The organism is Paraburkholderia sp. BR14374 (genome assembly GCF_040948685.1).
In the GTDB taxonomy this organism is placed as follows: domain Bacteria; phylum Pseudomonadota; class Gammaproteobacteria; order Burkholderiales; family Burkholderiaceae; genus Paraburkholderia; species Paraburkholderia youngii.
This window is the reverse complement of sequence record NZ_JBFPKF010000010.1, coordinates 32,981-55,287: the sequence shown is the minus strand read 5'-3', so window position 1 is coordinate 55,287 and position 22,307 is coordinate 32,981. Positions and strand designations below refer to the sequence as shown.

The window sequence follows — 22,307 nt, the reverse complement described above, 5'->3', positions numbered from 1 at the left end:
CACCTCACGAATCAGCCGTGCATGCGCGGCGCCAGGTACAGCACCGCATAGACCGGCAGCCAGCTCAGCACGACGAAGTACCAGTAGATCGCGTTCTCGCTGGTGTCGAGCAGCCGTTTGCCCTCGAATGGACCGATCTTCAGCAACAGCGCGAGCACCGCGGTATCGACGGTATCGGTCACGAGGTGCGTGGTATGCAGCCCGAGCAGCAACCAGACGATCGACCCATAGGCGTTCGCGTACCACATCACGTTCAGCGCCGTGAACTCGAAGCCGCGCAGCACGAGGAAAGCCAGCGCGAACGCGAGACAAACGCTAAGCCACAGACATGCGCGAGCCCGTTCGCCACGCTCCGCCGCGCGCTTTGCGAGCTGGTTCGGCGCGAGGCTCAGCAACAGGACCACCGTGTTCAGCGTGCCCCACAGCAGCGCGGGCGGTGGCGCGTGCATCGGCCACGTCGCGTTCACGCCGCGCAGATAGAAGTACATCGCGACCGCGATCGCGAACACGGTGCCTTCGATCGCCATCAGACCTGCGGTCGCCCACCACATCAGGCTGCGATGGCTGAAGTCGAAGCTCGGCAGCGCGCGCACGTCGAGGGTCGAGACGCTGAGCGCCGGCGCATCGTCCGGCTTGGCGAGCGCGCGGATTTGCGGCGCTTCGTGCTGCGCTGCACCGGCGCGTGGCGACGGCCAGCGCTCCAGCGCGGACGCCAGCGCATTGCTCGCACGCGTTGGCCAGAACCACGCGATCATCGCCGCGGCGACCGGGACGGTGCCCCACCATACGGCCGTCGGCGTGAAGATCGAGCCTATGAAGAAGATCGTCGTCGCGACCGCGCTCAGAGACGGCCAGATCGACGGCGTCGGAAACAGCGGACGGGTTTCGGCAATCGCATCGAGCGCGCTCGTCGTCAGCACCTCGCGCGCGCCCGCAGTGAGCCCCGACACCGACGCCGGCTGCTGCGTCGGCTCCCACAGCGGATGGCGGCCATGCACGATCGGCAGCACGTCGAAGTTGTGCGGCGGCGGCGGGCTCGGTACGTTCCATTCGAGGGTGCCGCCGCCCCACGGATCGGCCGGCGCAGCGGCGCCCCGCCGGCGGCTGCGCACCACGTTGACGAGGAACAGCAGGACGCCTGCGCCCATCAGATACGCGCCGAGCGTCGCGCCCAGATTCATCGGCCCCCAGCCGAGCCCGGCGGGATAAGTCCAGACGCGCCGCGTCATCCCATGCAGGCCAAGCCAGTGCATCGGGAAGAAGGTCACGTTAAAGCCGATGAAGAACAGCCAGAAGTGCCAGCGCCCGAGGCGCTCGCCGAGCATGCGTCCGGTGATCTTGGGAAACCAGTAGTAGAGCGCGCCGAACAGCGGAAACACCGCGCCGCCGATCAGCACGTAATGCAGATGCGCGACCACGAAGTAAGTGTCGTGCACCTGCAGATCCAGCGATACGGAGCCGAGCATGATGCCGGTCATGCCGCCCAGCACCAGAATGAAGAAGAACGCGAGCACGAACAGCATCGGCGTGCGGAGCCTGAGCTTGCCGGTCAGCAGCGTCGCCAGCCAGCAATAGACCTGGATGCCCGACGGTACCGCGATCAGCACGCTCGCCGCCGTAAAGAAACTCTTGCCCAGTTCGGGCACCGTGGTCGCGAACATGTGATGCACCCAGAGTCCGAACGCAAGGAACCCGGTGGCGATCAGCGCGAGCACCATCGCCGGATAGCCGACCACCGGCCGGCGCGAAAACGTCTCGATGATCGACGACATGAAGCCGAGCGCCGGAATGAAGATCAGGTACACCTCCGGGTGTCCGAAGAACCAGAACAGGTGCTGCCAAAGCAGCACGTCGCCGCCGAGCGACGGGTTGTAAAACTGCGTGCTGACCAGCCGGTCGAGGATCAGCGCTGTGCTTGCGAGCATGATGGCGGGCATGGCGAACAGCACCATGAACTGCGTGACGAGCGTCGCCCACGCGAACAAAGGCAACCGGTTCAGCGACATGCCGGGCGCGCGCATCTTCAGAATGGTCGCGATCAGTACGATCGCTTCGAGCAGCGCGGACAGCTCGGTGAACGTGATCATCTGCGCCCAGATGTCGGAGCCCTTGCCGGTCGCATAGTCGGGGCCCGCCAGCGGCACGTAGCTGAACCAGCCCGAGCGCGGCCCCGCACCGATCGCGAACGCGATGTAGAGCGTCAGTCCGCCGAACAGGAACACCCAGTACGCGTACGCGTTCATACGCGGAAATGCGACGCTGCGAGCGCCGATCATCAGCGGAATCAGGTAGCCCGCGACCGCCTGCATCACCGGCACGGCGAACAGGAACATCATCGTCGTGCCGTGCATCGTGAACAGCTGGTCGTAGAGGTCGGGACCGACGAGGCGGTTGTTCGGTCGCGCGAGTTGCGTGCGCATCGCGAGCGCGAGCAAGCCTGCCAGCAGGAAGAACGCGAACGTCGTGACGATGAACCGCCGCGCGATCGTTTTATGGTTGATCGCTGAGAACCATCCAATCACGCCCGGCGGATCGCGCCACGTGTCGGCAAGCAGCGCGCGCGTGTCGGCGGGCGCGTCGGGTCCGTCCTTGATCGCAAGGTCGACGTGCAAGACGGGCGGGCGCTCGAGCGTGCTCATCGTAGCGTTCCGAGCCAGGCGACCAGCGCTTGCCGGTCGGATGCGGCGAGCGGCACCGTCGGCATCGTCGTGCCCGGCTTCGTCGCGTTCGGGTCGCGGATCCATGCCGCGAGGTTCTCCTGCGTGTTCGGCAGAACGCCTGCCGCGAGCGTCTGCCGGCTCATCAGGTGGGTCAGGTCTGGGCCGAGCGTACCCTGCGCCGACGTGCCCCGCACCGTATGGCAGTTCGCACAGCTGGACTGCTCGAAGATCCGCAGGCCGCGTTGCACCAGCACACTGGACGGACTGAGCGCCTCGGTCACGGCGGGCGTGGCCTGCTGCGCGCGCCACTGGGCGTATTTTTCGGGCGTGTCGGCGGTCACGAACATTGCCATCCATGCATGCTGGGCGCCGCAATATTCGGCGCACTGACCGCGGTAAATGCCGGGTTGATCGACGCGGAATTCGATCGTCGAATCGATGCCCGGCAGCATGTCCTTCTTGCCGTGCAAATTCGGCATCCAGAAGCTGTGGATTACATCGGTCGTCTTCAATGCGATGATCACCGGGCGTCCCGCGGGCACGTGAAATTCGTTCGCGGTCGAAAACCCCGGCTGCTGGGCGTCACCGGGATAATCGACTTTCCACCACCACTGCTCGCCGGTGACTTCGAGATGCAACGCGTTGTCGACGGGTAAGCGTGACAGCGCGCGATCGGTCAACACGTCGGCGACGATCAGCCCGAGCAACAGCGCGACCGAGGCGATACTGACTGCTGCCACCACGCGCTGCGGTCCTCGTTCGCTCGGTCGAGCGAGCGGCGGGTGCGCGTCGCCTTCCGTATCGGCGCCTCGGTCCGTGCGGCGCACCAGTGCAATCAGCATCGCCAATAGCACAGCGGCGAATACCGCGCCGCATACGATCAACGACAGGTGCCACAGCCGCAAGATGTGCGCGGCCTGAATGCCGGCCGGATGCAGCGCATCCTGCGGCGCGAGCTGTGCGCGAGCTGCTTCGGCCACGCAGCAAACGAGCGCAACCGTGACCTTTCGCGCATCGAGCGAGTTGGAATGAGGAGCCATGAGTCTGATGGTCCAGCGATATCGACGGTCCTGCGACGGAGAATCAGTTGAGCCGGGTTTCTCACGGCAGTGAGCTAGTCAGGGCACCAGCTTCACCTTGATCCAGCCAGGCTCCCGCCGGTCGAACTCGCGGTACGCCGCGATTGCATCGACTAGCGGCTCGCGCTGGGTCAACACTGCGAGCGGATCGAACGTGCCGTTGCGTACGAGTTCGATCAACCGCGGCGTCACCGCGCGATGGTTGCAGTTGCCCATCCGTAGCACCAGGTTGCGGTTCATCGCCTCGCCGATCGGAAACACCCGATCGGTCGGCGGATATACACCGATGATCGCCACCGTGCCCGCCTTCGCGACGGCGCGCACCGCCCACTGCAATACTTGCGACGGGCCACTCCCGGGCTGCCAGTTGTCCCCGTCGGGCCTCGTCTGCGGCGCGATCTCCCTGACCTCCTGATCGAACAGCTTCTGCTGGTCCTGCGCTTTCTGTGCGGCGGGTCCGTGCTCCGCGCGCACCGCATCGACGCCGACCGCATCGATCACGCGATCCACGCCGATGCCGCCGGTCAGTTGCAGGATCATGTCGACCGGGTCTTCGTCGTCGAAGTTGATCACTTCGGCCCCTTGTGCGCACGCCATGTCGAGCCGGGAAGCAACGCGATCGACCACCAACACCCGGCCCGCGCCCATCAGCTTCGCGCTTGCGATCGCGAATTGACCGACGGGTCCCGCGCCGAACACCGCCACCGTATCGCCGGTACGAATGCCCGCCAGTTGTGCGCCGAAATAGCCGGTCGGAAAAATATCCGACAGCATGATTGCGCGGTCGTCGTCGATCTCGTCGGGCAACCGGATCAGGCTCGCGTTCGCGAGCGGCGCGCGCGCGAACTGTGCCTGCAAACCCTGAAACGGCCCAGTCGATTTCGGACCGCCGAAAAATGCGGTGCCGGCCGCCGGCCCGTGCGGATTCGCGGTATCGCATTGGGCGGTATAACCGGCGCGGCAATACGAGCAGAAGCCGCACGAGATCGTTGACGGGATCAGCACACGATCGCCCTGGCGCAGATTGCGCACCGAGCGCCCCACTTCCTCGACGATGCCGAGTCCCTCGTGCCCGAGGATCGTACCGGGCTCCATCTCGCCGAGCGTGCCGCGCACCATGTGCAGGTCCGTGCCGCAAATCGCGCTAGACGTGAGTCGTACGAGCGCGTCGCTCGGCTGCTGCAATTGCGGGTCCGGCACATTGTCGAGCCGGATATCCCCGATCCCGTGAAATACCACTGCCTTCATCATTCACCTCCGATGCTCGATGGCGTTAGCGTCCGTCAGATCCTGTCGGACCGCGCGACTGCCCGGTGTTCTCCTGGTTCCGCGTGCAGCGACGAGTTCCGCTTCGTCGGAAGGGGAATCCGTTGTGCGGTCATTCATGGCGGCTCCGCGATCGACCAGGTTCTCCCGTCCAGCAAACCCCATACCGAGCCACTGGTCGCGCGGCTCGTTCCGATCTGCCGCGCGGTCCGTGGATTGCGCAACTGACGTCAGGAGGTACGAGCACGGCGCGATCCCGCCCGCGTCGCCCCGTCGAGGTACGGTGGTTGCTACGTCGCTGGCTGACTAGCTGCCCCCCAGGCCAACCGGCGAACCCGATCTTCATGACTGACACCGACATCACGCGCGACACGTCTGCCCGTCTGAACGCGATGCGCAGGACGCTGCGCGAGGTGTTCGGTATCAGCCGGCTGCGCCCGGGCCAACGGGACATCGTCCGCAGCGTGCTCGAACAGCGCGACACGCTCGCCGTGATGCCGACGGGGGCCGGCAAATCGCTGTGCTACCAGTTGCCGGCGTTGCACCTCGACGGTTGGACGCTCGTCGTGTCGCCGCTGATCGCGTTGATGAAAGACCAGTTCGACAAGCTGCGCGAGGCCGGCATCGACGCCTGGCGGATCAACAGCGCGGTGCCGGCTGCCGAGCTTCGCGAGACTTACGAAGCGTTGCGCGACATGCGCCGCGGCATCGTGTTCGTCACGCCCGAGCAGCTGACCGGGCCCGAGCTGATCGACGCATTGCAGGCGGGCTCGCGCCAGCGCATCAAACTCGTGGTCGTCGATGAGGCGCACTGCGTATCGCAGTGGGGCCACGATTTTCGCCCGGCGTTCCTGCGCATCGTCGATGCGGTCAAGGCGCTCGGCAAGCCGCCGATCCTCGCGCTGACCGCGACGGCGACGCCGGACATCCGCGAGGACATCGTGCGTTCGCTCGGCCTTCACGAGCCGCGCATCGTGAACACCGGCGTGTATCGCGACAACCTTCACTATCGAGTGACGCAGGTGTCGGTGGGTGGCGGACGACAGCGTGCATCGACGCGCGCGAGAGAGGCGAAGACGGCCGCGTTGCGCGCGCTGCTCGCGAGCGAATCCGGCCGGGGCATCGTCTACACGGCGACCGTGCGCGAAGCCGAACAACTCGCGGCGACGGTGCGCAGCTGGGAAGTTGCCGCCGCCTGCTATCACGGCCGGATGCCGGCGCGCGAGCGGCACGATGCGCAGGAGCGTTTCGTGTCGGGCGACGTGCGCGTGATGATCGCAACCAACGCGTTCGGGATGGGCGTCGATATTCCCGATATCCGCTTCGTCGTCCATTACCAGATTCCCGGCAGCATCGATGCGTATTACCAGGAAAGCGGACGCGCGGGACGCGACGGCAAGGTCGCGCGCTGCGAGCTGCTGTTCGATCTGAACGATCGGCGCGTGCAGCAGTTTCTCGCGCTGGGCCGCTATCCCGATGCTGCGCTGCTGCGGCGGATCTGCGACGCGCTCGCGCAGCGCGCGAAAACGCCCGGTCCTGGCGTGACGGCGCGCGAGCTGCTCGACGCGGTGCCGGACGTCGGCCGCAACAAGCTCGCCGTGGCGCTGAAGATGCTGACCGACTCGGGGCACGTATCGCGCGGCCGGCTGCAGCGGTATCGGCTACGCGAGCGTGGCCCCGAGCGTGGCCACGATAACGCCGAGGACAGCGCGATCGAGGCCGCGGTCGAACGGTATGCGCAACTCGCGACGCGCGATCGCGACGCACTCCAGCAGATCATCGACTACGCGCAAACCGGCGGCTGCCGATGGCGGGTGATGCTCGAATATTTCGGCGATGCGCAGGGATTCGAGCGCTGCGGTACTTGCGACAACTGCCTGAACCCGCTGGCGGCGACGCTAGAAGCGCAACGAACCGCCCCCGCCGAAAAACGGCCGCCGCGCCACGCCAGCACGAAAGCGCGCTTCGGCCGAGGCGATGCAGTCCGCGTGCGCAAATACGGCTCGGGCCATGTGGTGTTTTCAACCGACGAACAGGTCGCGGTGCTGTTTCCCGATGGCACGACCCGCACCTTCATGGCGACGTTCGTGAAGGCCGAGATCGCGTGATGCGCGGCAACGTTCGCGTAAAAAAGAGCGACCAGCCTTCAACCGGCATGGTCGCCACAAGCACGTCTGAGAACGCTGTCCCCTGGAGTCCAAGCGGAGGACTAGGGCAGTATAGGAAACGCGCCCGCAGCGCGGAGTGTCCGTAACCCTGCGCGACGGACAGTTCTACACGCGAGACGCTGTGCGCATCATCATTGGCCGCCCTTTTCCTGCGATGGCTTCACTTCGGACAGGTCTTCTTCTTTGACTTCTGCTTGCCGCACGTTCGTGCCGTCATCGCCGGATTCGGAAATGTCCGTTTCGAACGTGCCTTCGTTGCCCGTGTCGGCGTCAGCAGGTTTCGGCGTTTTCGGCTGCTGTTGCTGGGTCGTCATGATTTGCTCCTTGCAATGTCACGCGGCGCGTGATGCCGCGCGTGAACATCACTCAGCATGGACGATGCCCGGGAGCGCAAGACGTTTCGTCGCGACGAAATTCGCACTCGGAAGCAGGCGAGAATTGCCTGTCGTCTGCGCCATATAGCTGCAACTCGTATGGGCCGTACCGGATTCGAACCAGTAACCAACGGATTAAAAGTCCGCTGCTCTGCCAATTGAGCTAACGGCCCAGCCAGCCAGATCGTCACCCGCTGCCGGGTAATCCTGGCGTCGGTGCTAGCCGATGTCGATGGATCGTTCAGTCGGTACTCACCTCGATCCGGCGCGGTCGCGCTTCGTCGCGGCGCGGTATCGTCAGCTTCAATACGCCGTCCTTCAGATTGGCTTCGATTTTCGACGCATCGAAGTCGGCGCTCATCGAGAACGCCCGCGCGAAGTGAGGCTGACGGATCTCCGCATGCTGCAGACGCAGTTCCGCCGGTGTCGGCACCACCGCTTCTGCTTCGATGTACAGGTTGCCATCGTGGACCTTGACGTCCAGCCGCTCCCTGGTCACGCCCGGAAGATCCGCCCACAGCGTGATGCCGTGGCTGTCTTCGAAGATGTCGACCGGCGGCGTCAACGTGATCCGGCGTTGCGACGCATCGCCGTCGCGCTGGGCCACCGCCGTTTGGTCCTTTCTGGCGAGTTCAGTCGTGTCGTTCATGATGTCCTCCGTAGTTCTGCCAGCCGCTCACTGAACGGTGATCGCCCGCGGCTTTGACGCCTCGCTTTTGCCGATGCTCACCATCAGGCATCCATTGGTGTACCGCGCGCTGACCTTGCCAGGGTCCGCGTTTTGCGGGAGTTCGACCACGCGCCGGAACGCGCCAGCGAATCGCTCCTGTGCATAGGTGCGCACATCGTCGCCGCGGGTTTCCGGTTGCGAGCTCGCGCGCTCGCCGCTGATGGTGAGCAAACCCTTATCTAGCGATACGTCGAGCTTGGCCGGATCGACCCCGGGCGCGAACGCGACGATCTCGATCGAGTCGTCGGTCGAACCGATGTTGATCTGCGGGAAGGCGCCAGCGCGGCCTGAACGGATACTGGAAGGGAAGCCGCCGAAGAGGCTCGCCATCTGCCGTTGCAGACGGTCGAACTCACTGAACAGGTCGGTCCCGAAGTAAAGGTCACTCATGATCGTTTCCTCCTTGGATGCAGCACGGAAACGAACCGGCCTACGCGCTCCAGTCCGTCTGCCGGGCTGCGGCAAACAAATCGAAACACGCAGCGCGCCGCATGGCGGGCGCGGCTGCCTGAGCGGAATTTAGAATAGTATGCACGGAGAAAATTTCAAGGTGGGTAGCGCAAAATTTTGTTCTTGAAATCGGCTCGCTGAGCACTATTTTTACGACACTCCGACGAACCATGCGAGGTCTTCATGGAATTCGAACATGACTGGCTCACCCTTGGGCGGCACCGAATCCGGTTGCGCTCAACGAAAGGTTTTCCAACCGAGACGATGCGCTCGGCGGCCGAAGTCATCCGGCTGGCGATCGACAACAATATGAGCGCCCGCGCGCGGCTGGTCGAAGTGGTATTCCGGCAGGAATCGGCTTACGAAATCTCCGTCGGCACCACTTTCGCGGACGATCGGCTTTGCGCGCCGCAGCTGGAAGCGGCGATCGGCACTGTGTTGGGTTTGCAGCTGGACCAGATCAACATCTTCGTGACGGTGGTGACGCAGGAAGAGGTCGATCTGCATTTCGGCGTCTATGAAAGGATGCTGGCCGAAAAACTCGGCGTCGTACCGCCGATCCAGTAGGGAGAGATGGATGATCGAACCAGTCGAATTTCTCACCACGATAGATACCGCTTGCGACGGTTACCGAAATGAAGTCCTGACGACCGTCAATGATCACGAAGTCCATATTAGCGTGATGAATGCGCCATATTTTTGGCATATCCATCCCGACTCCGACGAAACGTTCATCGCGATCGACGGAACATTGATCATTGACTTCGACGACGGCCAGGTCGAGTTGCGGCGAGGCCAAATGCTCACGGTTCCGGCCGGCATGCGCCACCGTACCCGTCCTGCCACGGAACGCTCGATCAATCTGACGGTAGAAAGAACCAACGCCACGACGGTCCGCTGCGACTCACCTGCCGACTAGCTCGTTCGGGCGGGCATGGCGGTTGCGACCCGGCTGATACCAGCAGAAACGAGGGAGGACATCATGACGAGGCTTGATCCACATCGAACGACCGGCGAAGCGGGCGCGCGGATAGTTGGCGGTGGCGTAGGAGAAGGACCGGGGCCGGATGTGATGTCCGCCGACACACTGGACGGCAACAAGGTAATCACCACCGACGGCGAACATGTCGGCAAGATTTCCGACATCATGCTCGACGTCCGGGGTGGTCGCGTCGCCTACGCCGTCCTGTCGGAAGGAGGTTTCCTCGGCATGGGCGACACGCTGCACGCGATTCCGTGGAATGCACTCACTCTCGACACGGCGGAAAAATGCTTCCGTGTCGACATCACCGCGCAACGGATCAAGGACGACCCAGGGTTCGACAAGGATCACTGGCCGTCCATGGCAGATCCAGCATGGGGAACCGAGTTGCATAAGTACTACAACCGGCGACCATACTGGTCGGCGCCTGACACCGGAGACACACCGCTTGGTCCGATAGACGTATGAGGACATAACTGAAGCGGCTGCCCGCGAACATCAGCGGGCACCGGCCCGATCACAAGCGTCGGTCAGATGAGTTCACGGAGCTTGTAATACCACATGCCCAGAACCAAAGCCTGTGTGCGTAGCCTCTTGCCGCCCGGGAACCGTCGATGCCTGATGCGGCTGAACACGTCGAAGCGGGAAGCATCGCCGCCGATCGCGTCCGCCAGAATCTTGCCGGCCATTCCCGCGAACACCAGCCCATGTCCTGAGAAGCCTTGCACATAGTAGAGGTTGTCGCCGATACGACCGAGGTCCGGCGCGCGGTTCATCGTGATGTCAACGAAGCCGCCCCATGCATACTCGATGTTCACGTCGGCGAGTTGCGGAAAAACGCCCGTCATGCGTCTGCGCATGCGATCGATCAGATCGCGCGGGGTGGTGGCGTCATACGATTCGCCTGCACCGAACAGTAAACGATGATCCGCGCTGAGCCGGAAGTAATCGAGTATCAGATTGTTGTCGGACGCCGCGGCGCGGCCGGGCATCAGCGCGTCGGCCCGCGCACTGGTAAGCGGTTCCGTCGCAATCATGTAGGTGCCCACGGGCATGATGCGGGCCTCGATCTCCGGTGCGGGATGATCGCCGAACTCTCCCAGATAAACGTTTCCAGCCATTACCACACGGTCACACGACACCTCTCCCTCGGCTGTCTTCACCACAGGCCGAGCGCCCCGATCCAGCCGCGACACGGCGGAATTCTCGAAAATCTTGACGCCCGCGCGACGCGCCGCCTCGCCGAGACCAAGGCAATAGAGAAGCGGATGAAGATGGCCAGACCCGGCGTCGTACACGCCCGCGGCGAACCGCTGCGACGCTATATGAGCGTCAAGCGCCGTGCGTCCCAGCCATTCGAGCGGGTAGTCGTACCTGTCGTGTGTGCGCCGCACCCAGTTCATCAGTTGTTTCGCCTTCCGATCGCTGACGGCAAGCGTCAGATATCCGCGCCGATAATGGCAATCGATGCCGAAGCGCGCAAGCCGATCTTCCAACAGTCGCATACCCTCCAGCGACACATCCCACGCCCTTCGCGCGACCTCGCGGGAACATTGGTGCTCGATTGCATCTTCACCCTCGTCGCCGAAGCCGACAATCGCGTGCCCACCGTTACGCCCAGACGCCCCCCAGCCGATGCGCTGCGCCTCCAGCAATGCCACGTCGAAGCCACGCTCGGCTAGCTCCAGCGCGCACGAAAGCCCCGCATAGCCAGCGCCGATCACGCACACGTCCGCGTTGAGTTTCTCCAGCAACGGAGGATGAGGCTGCGCACGGGTGACGCTCGCCTCGTAATACGAGTCCTCGACAACGCCCTGTTCCTTGTTCAACAGTGACGACATAAGCCGGTCTCCAAAGGTCTGCCCGCTATGGAACGCGTATGTTGAGAAATTGCCAGGGATCGTCGTCGCACGGCGAATCGTAAAGGAGCGAGCGTTGCGCGAGCGGCGTCCATGAATCATAGACGCCCATCATCTCGCCCAGATAGGGTCGCGCGACCCGCATCACGGTTTGATAGTCGATGTCGTCCGGCTCGACTACGCCGGCGTCCGGATTCTCGAGCGCCCATACGATGCCGGCCAGGATGCCGGCCACCACCTGCAGGCTCGTTGCGTCGTTATGCGGCGCGAGTCGACGGGCTTGCGGCGTGGTCAGACGGGAGCCGTACCAGTAGACTCCGATGTCGTTTCCCATCAACAGCACGCCGAGTTCGTCGGCGCCATCGACGATCTCATCGCGCATGATCCGCTTTTGGTCCTGCAGGCGCCAGCCTCGTCCGGCGAACTCGTCGATCGAAAGAAACGCATCGTCGCAAGGCCGATAAGCATAGTGCACCGTCGGACGGTAGATCACTTCGCCATCCTTGCGAAGTGTCAGATGGTCGGCGATGGAGATCGACTCTCCGTGCGTAATGAGGAACCCATGATAACTACCGGCGAGCGGCGTCCAACTGCGTACGCGGGTCGCGAGTCCCGGGCGTTGCAGGTAGATCGCCGCATCACTGCCGAATCCGTGCCGACGCGCGTCCGCAGGCCAATGCCGTTCATGCGTACCCCATCCAAGTTCCGCCGGTTGCATGCCCTCTTCCACGAAAGCGTCGACGGACCACGTATTGACGAACTCGTTTCGCGCCTTGCGGCATTTGGCGACCTGGAAGTCCCGCTCCGCTATGTGGATCGCCTTGATGTTCAGCCGGTGTGCGAGCGCAGCCCAGTCCTCGTAGCTGCGCAGCGCTGTTGCCTCGATGCCGCTGTTGGAGGCCATATCGAGCAGCGCCTGTTTTACGAACGCGGAAACCAGTCCGGGGTTCGCGCCTTGCGTGAGAATGGCGGTCGGACCGTCGCGCTTGTCGAGGCGAAAGGCCAGCAAAGCTTCGCGAAGTGCATAGTTGCTGCGCCTGGAGGCGGAACGATCGGGATCGGTCGACTCCCCTTCCCATGGTTCGATGGATGTGTCGAGATACAGCGCGCCACGAGACCAGCAGAAACGCACGAGCGATTCGCTCGACACGTTCACTGACAGATTCAGCACGAGGTCGCCTCTTTTGACGTAGCCAGCGAGCAGCGCCTCGAAGTTGTTCTCCGACAGCGCCTGCTCGACGACGCTCAGCCCGAATTCGCGAGCGATCGCCGTATCGTTGCCGGGCGGGCAAAACACGGTCACGTGTTTCGGGCAAACATCGATGTGCCTGAAAAGTATCGGTAGCAGCGAACTCGCGATGCTTCCTAGTCCAATGATCACGATATTGCCGTGACAAACGGCGTGCTTTGTCCAATTCACCTGCGCGCTCATCTCTGCTCCTAACCACAGCGCTTCGGTATGCGCGTGTTCTCGTGTTCGGTCTTTGTGATCCATCGTGACGGACCGTACCATCCGCTAGCATTCCGCATTCCGCATGCTGCATTCCGCATGCTGCTGCCCGCCTCGCGATTACGGCCGCGGCGGTTGGCCGGGAACGCGCGTTGCTAAACGTGCATCGTCAATACGAAACGCATAACGGAGACAGCCATGGGCTGCGCGCTTGTCGCGGCCGAACGGCGCGACCCGTTCAGTGGCGGGAGAAAAGCGATGTCCATTCAGGAATATGCGCCGTATCGCGGCTGCAATATCGAGGTCAACGTCACGCTATCGAAGACGCATTGGCTCGGCGGGAAATATCGCCGTTTTCGTGTGTCATGGACCGTGACCTTGCCCGGCAATCCGCACCAGGAAGTGGTCAGCTTTCCGGAACAGTTCGATTTTCTGACTGAGCGGGAGGCGTTCAGGTATGGAGAAAATCGGGCGCACACCTATATCGATTCGATGTTGTCGACGCCTTCTCAAAGGCGCAGGCTGCGCGAGCCGGTCGCGCAGCCCGGCACGCGCCATGAGGTTTGATGGCTCGAGCCGGCGCGCGCTATTTTGCTGAAGGCGGGCCAGCCGTCGCGCGAGGCGCAAGGTCACGCGGAAATCCGGTTGTAATATGCTAACCAGCAAATGCTCCGCGAGCAGCTCGGGCGACACCAATCGATCTCGACGGAGCCCCATGGAGGGACAGCATGAGAGGCTTCCTTCTGGCATTGGCATGCGCGTGTGAGCTGTCGGCGGCCACGGCGCAGGATTTATTACCTGCCCCTTCGACTTCAGCGCCGGTCGCCGCGACGGACTTTCTGGCCATGGCGAAGCGAGTGGTCGACGCCGCTTCGCGACCCGCTGCGCCTTGGAGCGGGCCGCGCAATGGCCCGCGCGCGCAATCCGGAAAGCATATCGCCGTGGTCGCCGAGGATTTGCGCAACGGCGGCATCCTCGGGGTGGTCGGTGGTGTGCTGGAGGCGGCCAAGGTCATAGGCTGGCGCGTCAGGATCTTCGATTCCGGCGGTACGGCCGAGCTCCGTCTGAAGATGCTCGCGAATGCGCTGGCAGGCCACCCCGACGGTCTGATCCTCGCCGGGGGCGACGCACATGCGCTGCTCCCCGCACTGCGGCAGTTTGCCGACAGCAACATCCCGATCGTCGGCTGGCACGTGGCGGCGCGGGCCGGACCCGTGCCAGGCACGCCCGTCGCGATGAACGTCTCGACGGATCCGCTCGAGGTTGCACGGGTGACCGCGCTCGCGGCCATCGTGCAGTCTGCCGGAAATGCGGGCGTCGTCATCTTCACCGATACCGGTTTCCGGATCGCACAGGAAAAGGCGGACGCAATGGCTGCTCTCGTTCGCAAGTGCAGTGGCTGTACCCTGCTCGAAGTGCGCGACGTGGCGATCTCGCGCAGCGAGAAGCTGGTGCCAGAGGCGACACGCGCCCTGCTCGCGCGTTACGGCCCGCGCTGGACCTGTGCGCTGGGGATCAACGACATCTACTTCGACTACGCCGTGCCGGTATTGACGCAGGCGGGAATACCAAACGCCGCAATGATCATGCTGTCGGCCGGCGACGGCAGCGAGTCCGCCTTCCTGCGCATCCGCACGGGTACGTTCCAGACGGGGACCGTCGCCGAACCCCTGAATCTGCACGGCTGGCAGATGGTGGACGAACTGAACCGGCTTTTCGCCGGAGAAGGCGTAACGGGTTACGTGATCCCCGTGCATCTCGTCACGGCGGACAACATCGCCGCTGACGGCGGCGATCACCTGCTCTACGATCCCGACAACGGCTATCGCGACATTTATCGTCGGATCTGGCAACGCCCGTGAAACTGCCATTCCCACAATCGCTGACCGCTCAGTTTGCGCTCGTCGCCTCGTGCCTGGCCGCGCTGGTGGTCGTGATCGGCGCCACGTCGATCTACTCGTTGGCCACTTCGGCCTACTCGATCCGTCAGCTCGCCGAAGAGCGGCTCGCCCGCCTCGTGGATGCGCAGGATCTCGTGCAGCACACGCTGACGATCGAACGCCTCGCCTTGCAGCTGTCTAGCGACGATACGGTTGAAGCCGTGCGCGAGACGCATCGGCAGGTGCTCGAACAGTTGGCATCCTTCGACGGCCTGGTCAGCCGGCTGGCCTCGGCGACCACGAGCGAAGACCCGGGCGTCGACCCGCTGACACTTTATCGGTCGAGCCAACGCTTTCGCAACATCGTCAACATCGAGGCGCAGGTGCGCGAGACCGCGCTCGCCCGCGGGGGTGCCTCGGCGTCGGTGCAACCGGCAGGCGTGTCGCTGGCCAGCCTCGACGCGGATCTGCGCGGCGCGGCCGACGCGCTCGCGGCCGCGGCGCACCGGCAGTCGGATGATTTGACGAGCGAATACCGTGAAGCAGTCCAGGATCTGGCCGCTCGCGCAGATCGCACTCGTAAATGGGTAGCAGGCGGGCTCGCTGTCAGCCTGTTGCTCACCTGGCTAATCGCCCGCGAATTCCTCGGGCGCCATGTGGTGGCGCGCCTGCGCCGTGTCAGCCATTTTCTGCGACATGGCGATGCCGGGAGCCCGCAAGCCGGCGTCCCCGTGCACGGCGGCGACGAGATTGCCGATATGGCGCGTGCTGTCGAGCAGTTCCTCGAAGACCGGCGCCAACGCCGCCAGGCCGAGCAGGCGCTAAAAGAACTCAACGCCGGACTCGAGGCACGCGTCGCCCAGCGCACGGCGGAACTCAGTACGGCGCTCGCGGGTCAAGCCGCCGAAATCGCCGAACGTCAGCACGCCGAAGATGCGCTTCGGGAAAGCGAGAACTTTCTTAACAGCATCATCGAAAACATCCCGGACATGGTCTTCGTCAAGGAGGCCGAGACCTTCCATTTCGTGCGCTTGAACAAGGCGACGGAGCAACTTCTCGGCTACCGGCGCGAGGAGCTCCTCGGCCGCTCCGTCCATGACCTGTTTCCCGTCGACGAGGCCAATTTCTTCGCGCTGAAGGATCGCGAGGTGCTGGAGTCGCGGCAAATGATCGACATACCGGACGAGCCGGTTCATACGCGCCATGGACTTCGCCTCGTGCACACGATGAAGATCCCGATCGTCGATGTGCGCGGCGAGCCCCGGTTCCTGCTCGGTATCTCGCGTGATATCACGGAGCAAAAGCATGCCGAAGCGGAGTTGCGGCGCTATCGCGAGCACCTCGAAGACATGATTCGCGAGCGGACAGCGGAACTAGCCGTTGCCAAGGAGCGTGCCGATGCGGCCAATCAGGCAAAGAGTCAGTTTCTGGCACACATGAGCCACGAACTGCGCACGCCGCTCAACGGAATTCTTGGGTACGCGCAAATCCTCAAGCGCGACACGACCCTCGATCAGCACCAGCTCGACGGGCTTGCAGTGATCCAGCGCAGCGGCGAACACCTGCTTACGCTGATCGACGACATCCTGGATATCGCCAAAATCGAGGCCGGGAGAATGGAACTCAATCTGTCCGACGTCCCGCTCGAACAGTTCGTCTCTTTTATCGCCGAGACGATACGGGTGAAGGCCACGGAAAAAGGCCTGGCCTTCGTTTGCGAGATGCCGCCGGATCTGCCCGCGTGTGTGCGGGTGGACGAAATACGGTTACGCCAGGCGCTGCTCAACCTGCTGTCGAACGCGATCAGATTTACCGAGCAGGGAAGCGTGCGTCTGAGCGTCGCTTTCACACCGCCGACGCGACTATGTTTTGAAGTCCGCGACACCGGCATCGGCATAGATCAAGGGCGTCTGGAGGAAATCTTCAGTCCTTTCGAGCAGGTCAGCGAGGACCATCATCGCTTTGGCGGTACGGGCCTCGGGCTAGCCATTAGCCGGCAACTCGTGCGCCTGATGGGAGGCGAGATCCGTGTCGAAAGTCGCCGCGATATAGGCAGCGCCTTTTCGATCGAGCTGGACGTCGAGGTGGTAGCGCCTTGCGCGGCTGTCGCCACGCCCGGACGAATCGTGAGCGGCTACAGAGGGCCGCGCAAGACTATCCTCGTTGTGGATGACGTGGCGGAGAACCGTGCCGTGATGGTCGATATGCTCGGTCCGCTCGGATTCGACATGGCGCAGGCGGGTAATGGATCTGAAGCAATGGAGAAAATCGAATCCCTGCATCCTGCGCTGGTCCTGATGGATGTGGTCATGCCCGGGACGGACGGCCTCGAAGCCACGCGTCGCTTGCGCCAGATGGCCGAATTCCGGGACCTCCCGATCGTCGCAGTCTCCGCGCGCGCGTCGAGAACCGATGCGGCGCAAAGTCTGGAGGCCGGCGCAAATGCCTTTCTGGCCAAACCGATCGACTTCGGCCAGCTATTGTCCGTCGTCGCGGCGCTTCTGAATGTCGAGTGGATCGATGCAGCTTCAGAGGCGCAAGTCACTGAAGCGGGACCATCTGCTGTACCAGCCGTCGCGCCTCTTCCGGACGACTTGAAGGCGCCCCCGCCGGAGGAAATTCAAGCGCTGCATTACCTCGCGCGACTCGGCGATATGCGTGCCATTGCGCAACACGCGCAACACTTGACCGAGCTCGACGAGCGCTACCGACCCTTCGCGGACCACCTCAGCAGGTTGGCGAAGGCTTACCGGTCCAAGTCGATTCTCAATTTCGTCGAGCAATATCTGGAAGGAAGATAAATCCGATAATTGGCGCCGCGGAACGTGAATCGCTGGGCCTTACCTTCCAACAGCATCGAGCGGAATGTGAATCGAAACCATGGTGCCCGCGCCGGGCGCGCTGTCGATTGAAAGCGATCCGCCGATCAGCCGCGCGCGCTCGTTCATGCCGAGCAGGCCATATGAATAGTCGCGCCTCACGACTTGCTGATCGAAGCCTCGGCCGTCGTCACGCACCTGCAGCAGGAGCTTCGCCGCTGTCGAAACAAGCGTCACCTCGACATGGGTGGCGTCGGCGTGCCGCGCGACATTCGTCAGCGACGCCTGTGCGATGCGAAACAGGGCCGTCGCATGGGCGTCGGACAACGCGGGGTCGCCGCCTTCGATGCGCAATTCACACGCAATCGCATGGCGGCGGTTGAACTCCTCGACAAGCCATTCGAGCGCAGACACGATTCCGAAGTTGAGCGCGGCAGGCCGCAAATGGCTCGCGACATTGCGCACCATCGAGATCGTGCCTTCGACCAGTTGACGCATATCATCGGCTTTCTTCGACGCTTCCGCGTCGTGCGCTATGCGCATCTTGAGCAACGACACGTCCATCTTGAGCGCAGTCAGCAATTGGCCCAGTTCGTCGTGAATCTCCATCGCAATGCGCTTTCTCTCTTCCTCGCGGATCGCCTCCATATACGCGGACAGTTCGCGCTGCTGCTCGCGTGATTCGACGAGTTCCTGTTCCATCTGCTTGCGACCCGTGATGTCGTTCAGGCCGACGTAGATCGCGGGAGCATCGTCATAAGTCGCGACGCGCGCCGTCGCCATCGCCCAGAACCGTGTACCGTCCGCACGCCGGAACTGTATCTCCCTATCGCGCAAGCTGCCCTCCTTGCGCAGATGCTCGATCAGACGCTCGCGCTCCCCCGGGTCGGCGTAGAAATCCGTGATATTGGCGGACAAGCGTTCGTCCATGCCGAACAGTTCGCGCAGCGGCTGATTCGTGTACAGGATGTGCCCGTCAGGCATCGACGTGATGCACAGCGGCACCGGGCTCGTTTCGACAATTGCGCGAAAGCGGGCCTCGCTTGCCTGCAAGCACGCGTTCGCGCGCGCCAGTTCTTCCGTACGCAACGCGACACGCCGCTCGAGATCGTCGCGCGCTTGCGATAACGCAGCCTCCGTTTCCTTGCGCATGGCCACTTCCGCCAGCAGTTGCCGGTTTTGCGCGAGAACCCGCTTGTGCATCACCCGCAGCTCGAGATGCACGCCGACGCGCGCGACCATCTCGTCGACGCGCAACGGCTTGGTCACATAGTCGACGCCGCCTGCAAGAAAACCTTCGACGCGGTCCTCGTTGCCTGTCAGCGAGGTCATGAACAGGACGGGAATATCGCGGGTGCGCTCGTCGAGCTTGAGGCGTCGACAGGTCTCGAAGCCGTCGATGCCCGGCATCTTCACGTCGAGCAGGATCACATCGGGCTGCGAGAAGACCGCGCGCTCCAACGCTTCGATACCGTCGAGCGCCACCAGCACGCGTATGCCTCGCGCTTCGAGACTGTCGACAACTACGCCGAGATTGCCCGGCGTATCGTCGACTATCAGAATAGTGCCGGTCTGCGCGACCGGGGTGGCGAAATGGCTCATGATGCGGTGTTCCCTTTCAGAGACCGCTCAACGAGTTGCAGGCTGTCCTATTCTGCACTCGATGTCAGAGCCCGGTCTATCGCGCGCTCAAAGGTTTTGAAACGTCCGATGACACAGCCGCGCCGCGGCCTCACTGCCGCCGCACGCTGCTCGCCTCTCGCCGCTCGCACGCTTTGCTCCGCTATTGTGCGTTTTTTGCTGCGTTGCGGCTCGCTATTGCGCCGCCTCGCCCACCACGGCCAGCAGCCGGACTGCGCGAGGCTCGGTCAGTTCGTCGATCAAGTCGGCCACTTCGCACAGCGCGCGAAAGTCATACTCGTTGATCTGCTCCGCGTGATTGCGACGCAATTCGCGCATCGTTTCACCCAGCCGTTTGAGCGCGTTGGGCGTGCTGTCGATCAGCGGCCAGCAGTGCATCAAATATGCGAGCGATTTCACGCTGCGCGCCTCGCACCACGCGTCGAACAGTCGTAGACATATCGAGTCGATCTGTTCGACGACGTTCTCCCGCTCCGACAGATAGCCCATCATGATCCATCAATCCGACATTGCATTTCGATACCTCATCATCTATGAGCAGAAGTCGTGTCGCATTCAGTGCAAGCTGGAAAACCAGGGTGACACATCCTGATTCGCGTGTCAGGAAATCCTTAGGCCATGCCGATTCAGATGGAGCAAATCCTGATGGCTAAAACAGCCCTTCCTGAGACGACATTCCGCCGGTGCCGATTGGACGCACTCGCCGATCGCCATAGCATCGACGCATCGTGCATCGAAGGGGGAAATCATGGCGGGCAACATATCGCTGCGTTCTCAGGTCGAAAAACTCATCGGCCCGCAGGACGTGATCCAACTGCGCGCGTGGCTCAGCGACTGGTACGACTATGTATTCGCCGTGGGCTACATCCACCCGCCCTTCACACTCGATGAGGCGACAGCCGACCGGCTCGAAGGCTACTTCAAGGCGGGCCTGACGCCAGCCGAAGGTGCAATCCTGTTCTTCGGCATCGTGCATTGAGAGGCGAGCAGCGAGCCGACCGTCAGTTCATCCGGCAGATCGTTTGCGACCTTTTCCTTGCGCGCGCGGACCGTGCCATTTTTCTTCGTCAAGAAGCCGATCGAATAGACGATTTCGGACCGTATCATCCAGCGGCGACATGCCCAGCAGCGAGTGAAACGCGAGGCCACTGGCGGCAAAGTAGCGCAGCAACGACAAATCCGGGTCCGTCGCCTCGTCGTGCAACGCCTCCATTTTCGCTTCGTCCGACGTCTTCATTCCGTCCAGCAGGTTCGGGCTCTCGATAATCGCCGCAAGCACGGCCCGTGCGATGGAGTGCGGCTGATTGACCGATTCCCGGTAAATGGCGATCTGGGCCGCAAGGGTCGGTTCGGCTTTCGACGCGCCCTCCTTTGCCACATACTCACGAGCAATCTGCTCGAACTGTTGCCGCTGGTATTCGAGTAACGCACCAAGCACGCCTTGCCTGGTGCGGAATTGATGCAGCAGTCCGCCCTTGCTGATGCCGCTTTCGCGCGACAAGGAATCGAACGTCAGTCCGCCCACTCCTTCCCGGGTCAGGATGACGAGAGCGGCATCAATTGCTTTCTTGCGGGATATCTCCGAGCGGGTCTGGTTGTCCATTGTCGATATTGATGACGTCGCAACCGAGGCGTTGCTGGCCCGATTGCTGTCGCGTCGCGATGGTATTGGGTGGGCACCCGGCGTGGCGAATGCGTGTCGGCACACCACCCCCAACCCGTTACCGCAAGGGGGCAGTCGCCGTATTTCGGGGAATTGTACCGCCGCGGGCGGCATAAAAACAAACCGGGTAGACGGTTTACATTCAATTTGGACGATGCTACTGTTCGATCCCATCGGTTCTCGCTCATTCGAGGCCCCGCCGCTCAGTCAGGCCACCTCTTCAAGGAACACAACATGTTCACGCACAAGCTCGTCCCGCTTCTTATTTCCGTCACGGCCGCGCTATCTCTCGCGGCATGCGCTGGTGTGCAGCCTGTCGCCTACACGGCTATTTCATCGTCGTCGCAATTGAAGCAAAACCGCGATGGCGATTCGAGCAAGGTGCCCTACAAATACGGGGCGCCGGCTAACTGGTCGCGGTACACCCAAGTCATGCTGGAACCCGTAGCCGTGTATCAGGGCACCGACAACCAGTTCGGCGACATGAAGAACGAGGACCGAACCGAGTTGGCCAATTACATGGCGGAGACTTTCGCGAAGAAACTGGCGAAACGGTTCGACATTGCGAAGCAGGCCCGCCCGAACACGCTGCGGATCAAGCTCACGCTGACCGGTGCGGAAAAAACGACAGCGATCGTCGGTCAGGTCATGCATTTCGACATTGCCGGCAATCTCTATAACGGTGTTCAGGCGGTCCGTGGGGGACAGGGCGCATTCAGCGGGTCGGTTTCCTATGCTGTGGAAATCTATGACGGCAGCAGCGGGAAACTGCTGAAAGCCTACGTCTCGAAGCAGTACCCGAACGCAATGAATCTCCCGGCCGCTTTCGGTTCTCTGAGCGCCGCCAGAACGGGCCTTGACAAGGGCGCCGATGCGCTTGTGGATCAACTCCACTGAATTTACGACTCCCGCGAGATCCCATCATGTCTGCACTTACCGATGTCGATGCTGCATTCGCGTGCCCACCTTTGATGGTCGCCATCGTCTTCTCTGTGGCGTACCTGCTGGTTGGCATTCCAGTCCATTTCACGCGCGGTGCGCTCGCGAGGGACGTGCTCGGTACGTTGGCAGGCGTTTTCGCTGCACTCGTCTATATCACGTGGGTTCTCGGGTTCGATGCAAATATTCATTCCCCGCTACGGTGAGTCCGCGGAGTGCCGACCTTGCCCACGAGCGACTGCCGCTTCGCCGTAATACCCGGTCTGCTTACCCACGACCCAGACGCCTTGTCTTTTAGGCACGGCCTGCAGGCTCATACGCCGGCAACCGGACAACGGAGAACGGAC

Annotated in this window: 21 protein-coding genes and 1 tRNA gene; 10 read left to right on the top strand and 12 right to left on the bottom strand. The window is 62.8% G+C overall.

The features are described 5' to 3' along the window. Positions 1 to 11: 11 nt before the first annotated feature. From ctaD to AB3X86_RS22805, 3 genes are all read right to left on the bottom strand, one after another. Positions 12 to 2,639 (bottom strand): cytochrome c oxidase subunit I, encoded by a 2,628-nt coding sequence (gene ctaD, locus AB3X86_RS22815; protein ID WP_368597763.1) that lies wholly within the window; start codon positions 2,637 to 2,639, stop codon positions 12 to 14. Then, positions 2,636 to 3,700, bottom strand: a complete 1,065-nt coding sequence (gene coxB, locus AB3X86_RS22810; RefSeq protein WP_368597762.1) for a cytochrome c oxidase subunit II — start codon at positions 3,698 to 3,700, stop codon at positions 2,636 to 2,638. Before coxB ends, ctaD begins: the two co-directional genes overlap by 4 nt. Positions 3,701 to 3,778: 78 nt before the next feature. Further along, positions 3,779 to 4,987 carry a zinc-dependent alcohol dehydrogenase gene (locus AB3X86_RS22805; protein WP_176122872.1) on the bottom strand — a complete coding sequence of 403 codons (1,209 nt, stop codon included), beginning with the start codon at positions 4,985 to 4,987 and terminating at the stop codon, positions 3,779 to 3,781. 362 nt (positions 4,988 to 5,349) lie between these two features. On the opposite strand from AB3X86_RS22805, the gene AB3X86_RS22800 reads away from it, so the two are divergent. Further along, positions 5,350 to 7,113 carry an ATP-dependent DNA helicase RecQ gene (locus tag AB3X86_RS22800; RefSeq protein ID WP_368597761.1) on the top strand — a complete coding sequence of 588 codons (1,764 nt, stop codon included), beginning with the start codon at positions 5,350 to 5,352 and terminating at the stop codon, positions 7,111 to 7,113. A 191-nt stretch (positions 7,114 to 7,304) separates the two neighbouring features. Here the strand turns inward: AB3X86_RS22800 and AB3X86_RS22795 are convergent, their stop codons facing one another. The 4 genes from AB3X86_RS22795 to AB3X86_RS22780 all read right to left on the bottom strand — a co-directional run bounded on the left by AB3X86_RS22795 (position 7,305) and on the right by AB3X86_RS22780 (position 8,667). Then, a complete protein-coding gene (locus AB3X86_RS22795; RefSeq protein ID WP_368592935.1) occupies positions 7,305 to 7,487 on the bottom strand; it encodes a hypothetical protein in 183 nt (60 codons plus the stop codon). Positions 7,488 to 7,647: 160 nt separating this feature from the next. Then, positions 7,648 to 7,720, bottom strand: a tRNA-Lys gene (locus AB3X86_RS22790). A gap of 68 nt (positions 7,721 to 7,788) precedes the next feature. Further along, positions 7,789 to 8,196, bottom strand: a complete 408-nt coding sequence (locus AB3X86_RS22785) for an Hsp20/alpha crystallin family protein (RefSeq protein ID WP_176386124.1) — start codon at positions 8,194 to 8,196, stop codon at positions 7,789 to 7,791. 27 nt (positions 8,197 to 8,223) lie between these two features. Continuing rightward, on the bottom strand, positions 8,224 to 8,667 hold the full coding sequence (locus AB3X86_RS22780) for an Hsp20/alpha crystallin family protein (RefSeq protein ID WP_368597760.1): 444 nt from the start codon (positions 8,665 to 8,667) through the stop codon (positions 8,224 to 8,226). Positions 8,668 to 8,910: 243 nt separating this feature from the next. Between AB3X86_RS22780 and AB3X86_RS22775 the strand changes: the two genes are divergently transcribed. The 3 genes from AB3X86_RS22775 to AB3X86_RS22765 all read left to right on the top strand — a co-directional run bounded on the left by AB3X86_RS22775 (position 8,911) and on the right by AB3X86_RS22765 (position 10,177). Beyond that, positions 8,911 to 9,294 (top strand): hypothetical protein, encoded by a 384-nt coding sequence (locus AB3X86_RS22775; RefSeq protein WP_368597759.1) that lies wholly within the window; start codon positions 8,911 to 8,913, stop codon positions 9,292 to 9,294. Between the two features lie 10 nt (positions 9,295 to 9,304). Then, on the top strand, positions 9,305 to 9,646 hold the full coding sequence (locus AB3X86_RS22770) for a cupin domain-containing protein (RefSeq protein ID WP_368597758.1): 342 nt from the start codon (positions 9,305 to 9,307) through the stop codon (positions 9,644 to 9,646). 63 nt (positions 9,647 to 9,709) lie between these two features. After that, positions 9,710 to 10,177 carry a PRC-barrel domain-containing protein gene (locus AB3X86_RS22765; RefSeq protein ID WP_368597757.1) on the top strand — a complete coding sequence of 156 codons (468 nt, stop codon included), beginning with the start codon at positions 9,710 to 9,712 and terminating at the stop codon, positions 10,175 to 10,177. Between the two features lie 62 nt (positions 10,178 to 10,239). Here AB3X86_RS22765 and AB3X86_RS22760 read toward each other — a convergent pair whose 3' ends face one another. Together AB3X86_RS22760 and AB3X86_RS22755 are read right to left on the bottom strand one after the other, a co-directional pair. After that, entirely contained in the window at positions 10,240 to 11,550 is a 1,311-nt protein-coding gene (locus tag AB3X86_RS22760; RefSeq protein WP_368597756.1) for an NAD(P)/FAD-dependent oxidoreductase, read from the bottom strand. 25 nt (positions 11,551 to 11,575) lie between these two features. Beyond that, positions 11,576 to 13,000, bottom strand: coding sequence for a homospermidine synthase (locus tag AB3X86_RS22755; RefSeq protein WP_368597755.1), 1,425 nt, complete (start codon positions 12,998 to 13,000; stop codon positions 11,576 to 11,578). 276 nt (positions 13,001 to 13,276) lie between these two features. Between AB3X86_RS22755 and AB3X86_RS22750 the strand changes: the two genes are divergently transcribed. The 3 genes from AB3X86_RS22750 (at position 13,277) to AB3X86_RS22740 (ending at position 17,699) form a co-directional block, all read left to right on the top strand. Then, the gene (locus AB3X86_RS22750) at positions 13,277 to 13,585 is read left to right on the top strand and encodes a hypothetical protein (RefSeq protein WP_368597754.1); all 309 of its coding nucleotides are present in this window, start codon (positions 13,277 to 13,279) and stop codon (positions 13,583 to 13,585) included. A gap of 161 nt (positions 13,586 to 13,746) precedes the next feature. Next, complete coding sequence (locus AB3X86_RS22745) at positions 13,747 to 14,880, top strand: substrate-binding domain-containing protein (protein WP_368597753.1); 1,134 nt, start codon at positions 13,747 to 13,749, stop codon at positions 14,878 to 14,880. After that, entirely contained in the window at positions 14,877 to 17,699 is a 2,823-nt protein-coding gene (locus AB3X86_RS22740; protein ID WP_368597752.1) for an ATP-binding protein, read from the top strand. The genes AB3X86_RS22745 and AB3X86_RS22740 overlap by 4 nt, the downstream gene beginning before the upstream one ends. Positions 17,700 to 17,738: 39 nt before the next feature. Here the strand turns inward: AB3X86_RS22740 and AB3X86_RS22735 are convergent, their stop codons facing one another. Further along, complete coding sequence (locus AB3X86_RS22735) at positions 17,739 to 19,319, bottom strand: response regulator (protein ID WP_368597751.1); 1,581 nt, start codon at positions 19,317 to 19,319, stop codon at positions 17,739 to 17,741. A gap of 213 nt (positions 19,320 to 19,532) precedes the next feature. Next, positions 19,533 to 19,850 carry a hypothetical protein gene (locus AB3X86_RS22730; RefSeq protein WP_176385274.1) on the bottom strand — a complete coding sequence of 106 codons (318 nt, stop codon included), beginning with the start codon at positions 19,848 to 19,850 and terminating at the stop codon, positions 19,533 to 19,535. A gap of 256 nt (positions 19,851 to 20,106) precedes the next feature. On the opposite strand from AB3X86_RS22730, the gene AB3X86_RS22725 reads away from it, so the two are divergent. Continuing rightward, positions 20,107 to 20,337 (top strand): hypothetical protein, encoded by a 231-nt coding sequence (locus AB3X86_RS22725; protein WP_176385276.1) that lies wholly within the window; start codon positions 20,107 to 20,109, stop codon positions 20,335 to 20,337. Positions 20,338 to 20,364: 27 nt separating this feature from the next. On the opposite strand, the gene AB3X86_RS22720 is transcribed toward AB3X86_RS22725, so the two are convergent. Continuing rightward, a complete protein-coding gene (locus tag AB3X86_RS22720) occupies positions 20,365 to 20,961 on the bottom strand; it encodes a TetR family transcriptional regulator (RefSeq protein WP_368597750.1) in 597 nt (198 codons plus the stop codon). Between the two features lie 294 nt (positions 20,962 to 21,255). On the opposite strand from AB3X86_RS22720, the gene AB3X86_RS22715 reads away from it, so the two are divergent. Then, positions 21,256 to 21,918 carry a DUF3313 domain-containing protein gene (locus AB3X86_RS22715; protein WP_368597749.1) on the top strand — a complete coding sequence of 221 codons (663 nt, stop codon included), beginning with the start codon at positions 21,256 to 21,258 and terminating at the stop codon, positions 21,916 to 21,918. A gap of 26 nt (positions 21,919 to 21,944) precedes the next feature. Next, positions 21,945 to 22,166 carry a hypothetical protein gene (locus tag AB3X86_RS22710; protein ID WP_368597748.1) on the top strand — a complete coding sequence of 74 codons (222 nt, stop codon included), beginning with the start codon at positions 21,945 to 21,947 and terminating at the stop codon, positions 22,164 to 22,166. The last annotated feature ends 141 nt before the right edge of the window (positions 22,167 to 22,307 follow it).

What these genes read in the sequence shown, in the direction of transcription:
- ctaD (WP_368597763.1), bottom strand. Translation starts at nt 2,639, where the DNA reads ATGAGCACGCTCGAGCGCCCGCCCGTCTTGCACGTCGACCTTGCGATC.
- coxB (WP_368597762.1), bottom strand. Translation starts at nt 3,700, where the DNA reads ATGGCTCCTCATTCCAACTCGCTCGATGCGCGAAAGGTCACGGTTGCG.
- AB3X86_RS22805 (WP_176122872.1), bottom strand. Translation starts at nt 4,987, where the DNA reads ATGAAGGCAGTGGTATTTCACGGGATCGGGGATATCCGGCTCGACAAT.
- AB3X86_RS22800 (WP_368597761.1), top strand. Translation starts at nt 5,350, where the DNA reads ATGACTGACACCGACATCACGCGCGACACGTCTGCCCGTCTGAACGCG.
- AB3X86_RS22795 (WP_368592935.1), bottom strand. Translation starts at nt 7,487, where the DNA reads ATGACGACCCAGCAACAGCAGCCGAAAACGCCGAAACCTGCTGACGCC.
- AB3X86_RS22785 (WP_176386124.1), bottom strand. Translation starts at nt 8,196, where the DNA reads ATGAACGACACGACTGAACTCGCCAGAAAGGACCAAACGGCGGTGGCC.
- AB3X86_RS22780 (WP_368597760.1), bottom strand. Translation starts at nt 8,667, where the DNA reads ATGAGTGACCTTTACTTCGGGACCGACCTGTTCAGTGAGTTCGACCGT.
- AB3X86_RS22775 (WP_368597759.1), top strand. Translation starts at nt 8,911, where the DNA reads ATGGAATTCGAACATGACTGGCTCACCCTTGGGCGGCACCGAATCCGG.
- AB3X86_RS22770 (WP_368597758.1), top strand. Translation starts at nt 9,305, where the DNA reads ATGATCGAACCAGTCGAATTTCTCACCACGATAGATACCGCTTGCGAC.
- AB3X86_RS22765 (WP_368597757.1), top strand. Translation starts at nt 9,710, where the DNA reads ATGACGAGGCTTGATCCACATCGAACGACCGGCGAAGCGGGCGCGCGG.
- AB3X86_RS22760 (WP_368597756.1), bottom strand. Translation starts at nt 11,550, where the DNA reads ATGTCGTCACTGTTGAACAAGGAACAGGGCGTTGTCGAGGACTCGTAT.
- AB3X86_RS22755 (WP_368597755.1), bottom strand. Translation starts at nt 13,000, where the DNA reads ATGAGCGCGCAGGTGAATTGGACAAAGCACGCCGTTTGTCACGGCAAT.
- AB3X86_RS22750 (WP_368597754.1), top strand. Translation starts at nt 13,277, where the DNA reads ATGTCCATTCAGGAATATGCGCCGTATCGCGGCTGCAATATCGAGGTC.
- AB3X86_RS22745 (WP_368597753.1), top strand. Translation starts at nt 13,747, where the DNA reads ATGAGAGGCTTCCTTCTGGCATTGGCATGCGCGTGTGAGCTGTCGGCG.
- AB3X86_RS22735 (WP_368597751.1), bottom strand. Translation starts at nt 19,319, where the DNA reads ATGAGCCATTTCGCCACCCCGGTCGCGCAGACCGGCACTATTCTGATA.
- AB3X86_RS22730 (WP_176385274.1), bottom strand. Translation starts at nt 19,850, where the DNA reads ATGATGGGCTATCTGTCGGAGCGGGAGAACGTCGTCGAACAGATCGAC.
- AB3X86_RS22725 (WP_176385276.1), top strand. Translation starts at nt 20,107, where the DNA reads ATGGCGGGCAACATATCGCTGCGTTCTCAGGTCGAAAAACTCATCGGC.
- AB3X86_RS22720 (WP_368597750.1), bottom strand. Translation starts at nt 20,961, where the DNA reads ATGGACAACCAGACCCGCTCGGAGATATCCCGCAAGAAAGCAATTGAT.
- AB3X86_RS22715 (WP_368597749.1), top strand. Translation starts at nt 21,256, where the DNA reads ATGTTCACGCACAAGCTCGTCCCGCTTCTTATTTCCGTCACGGCCGCG.
- AB3X86_RS22710 (WP_368597748.1), top strand. Translation starts at nt 21,945, where the DNA reads ATGTCTGCACTTACCGATGTCGATGCTGCATTCGCGTGCCCACCTTTG.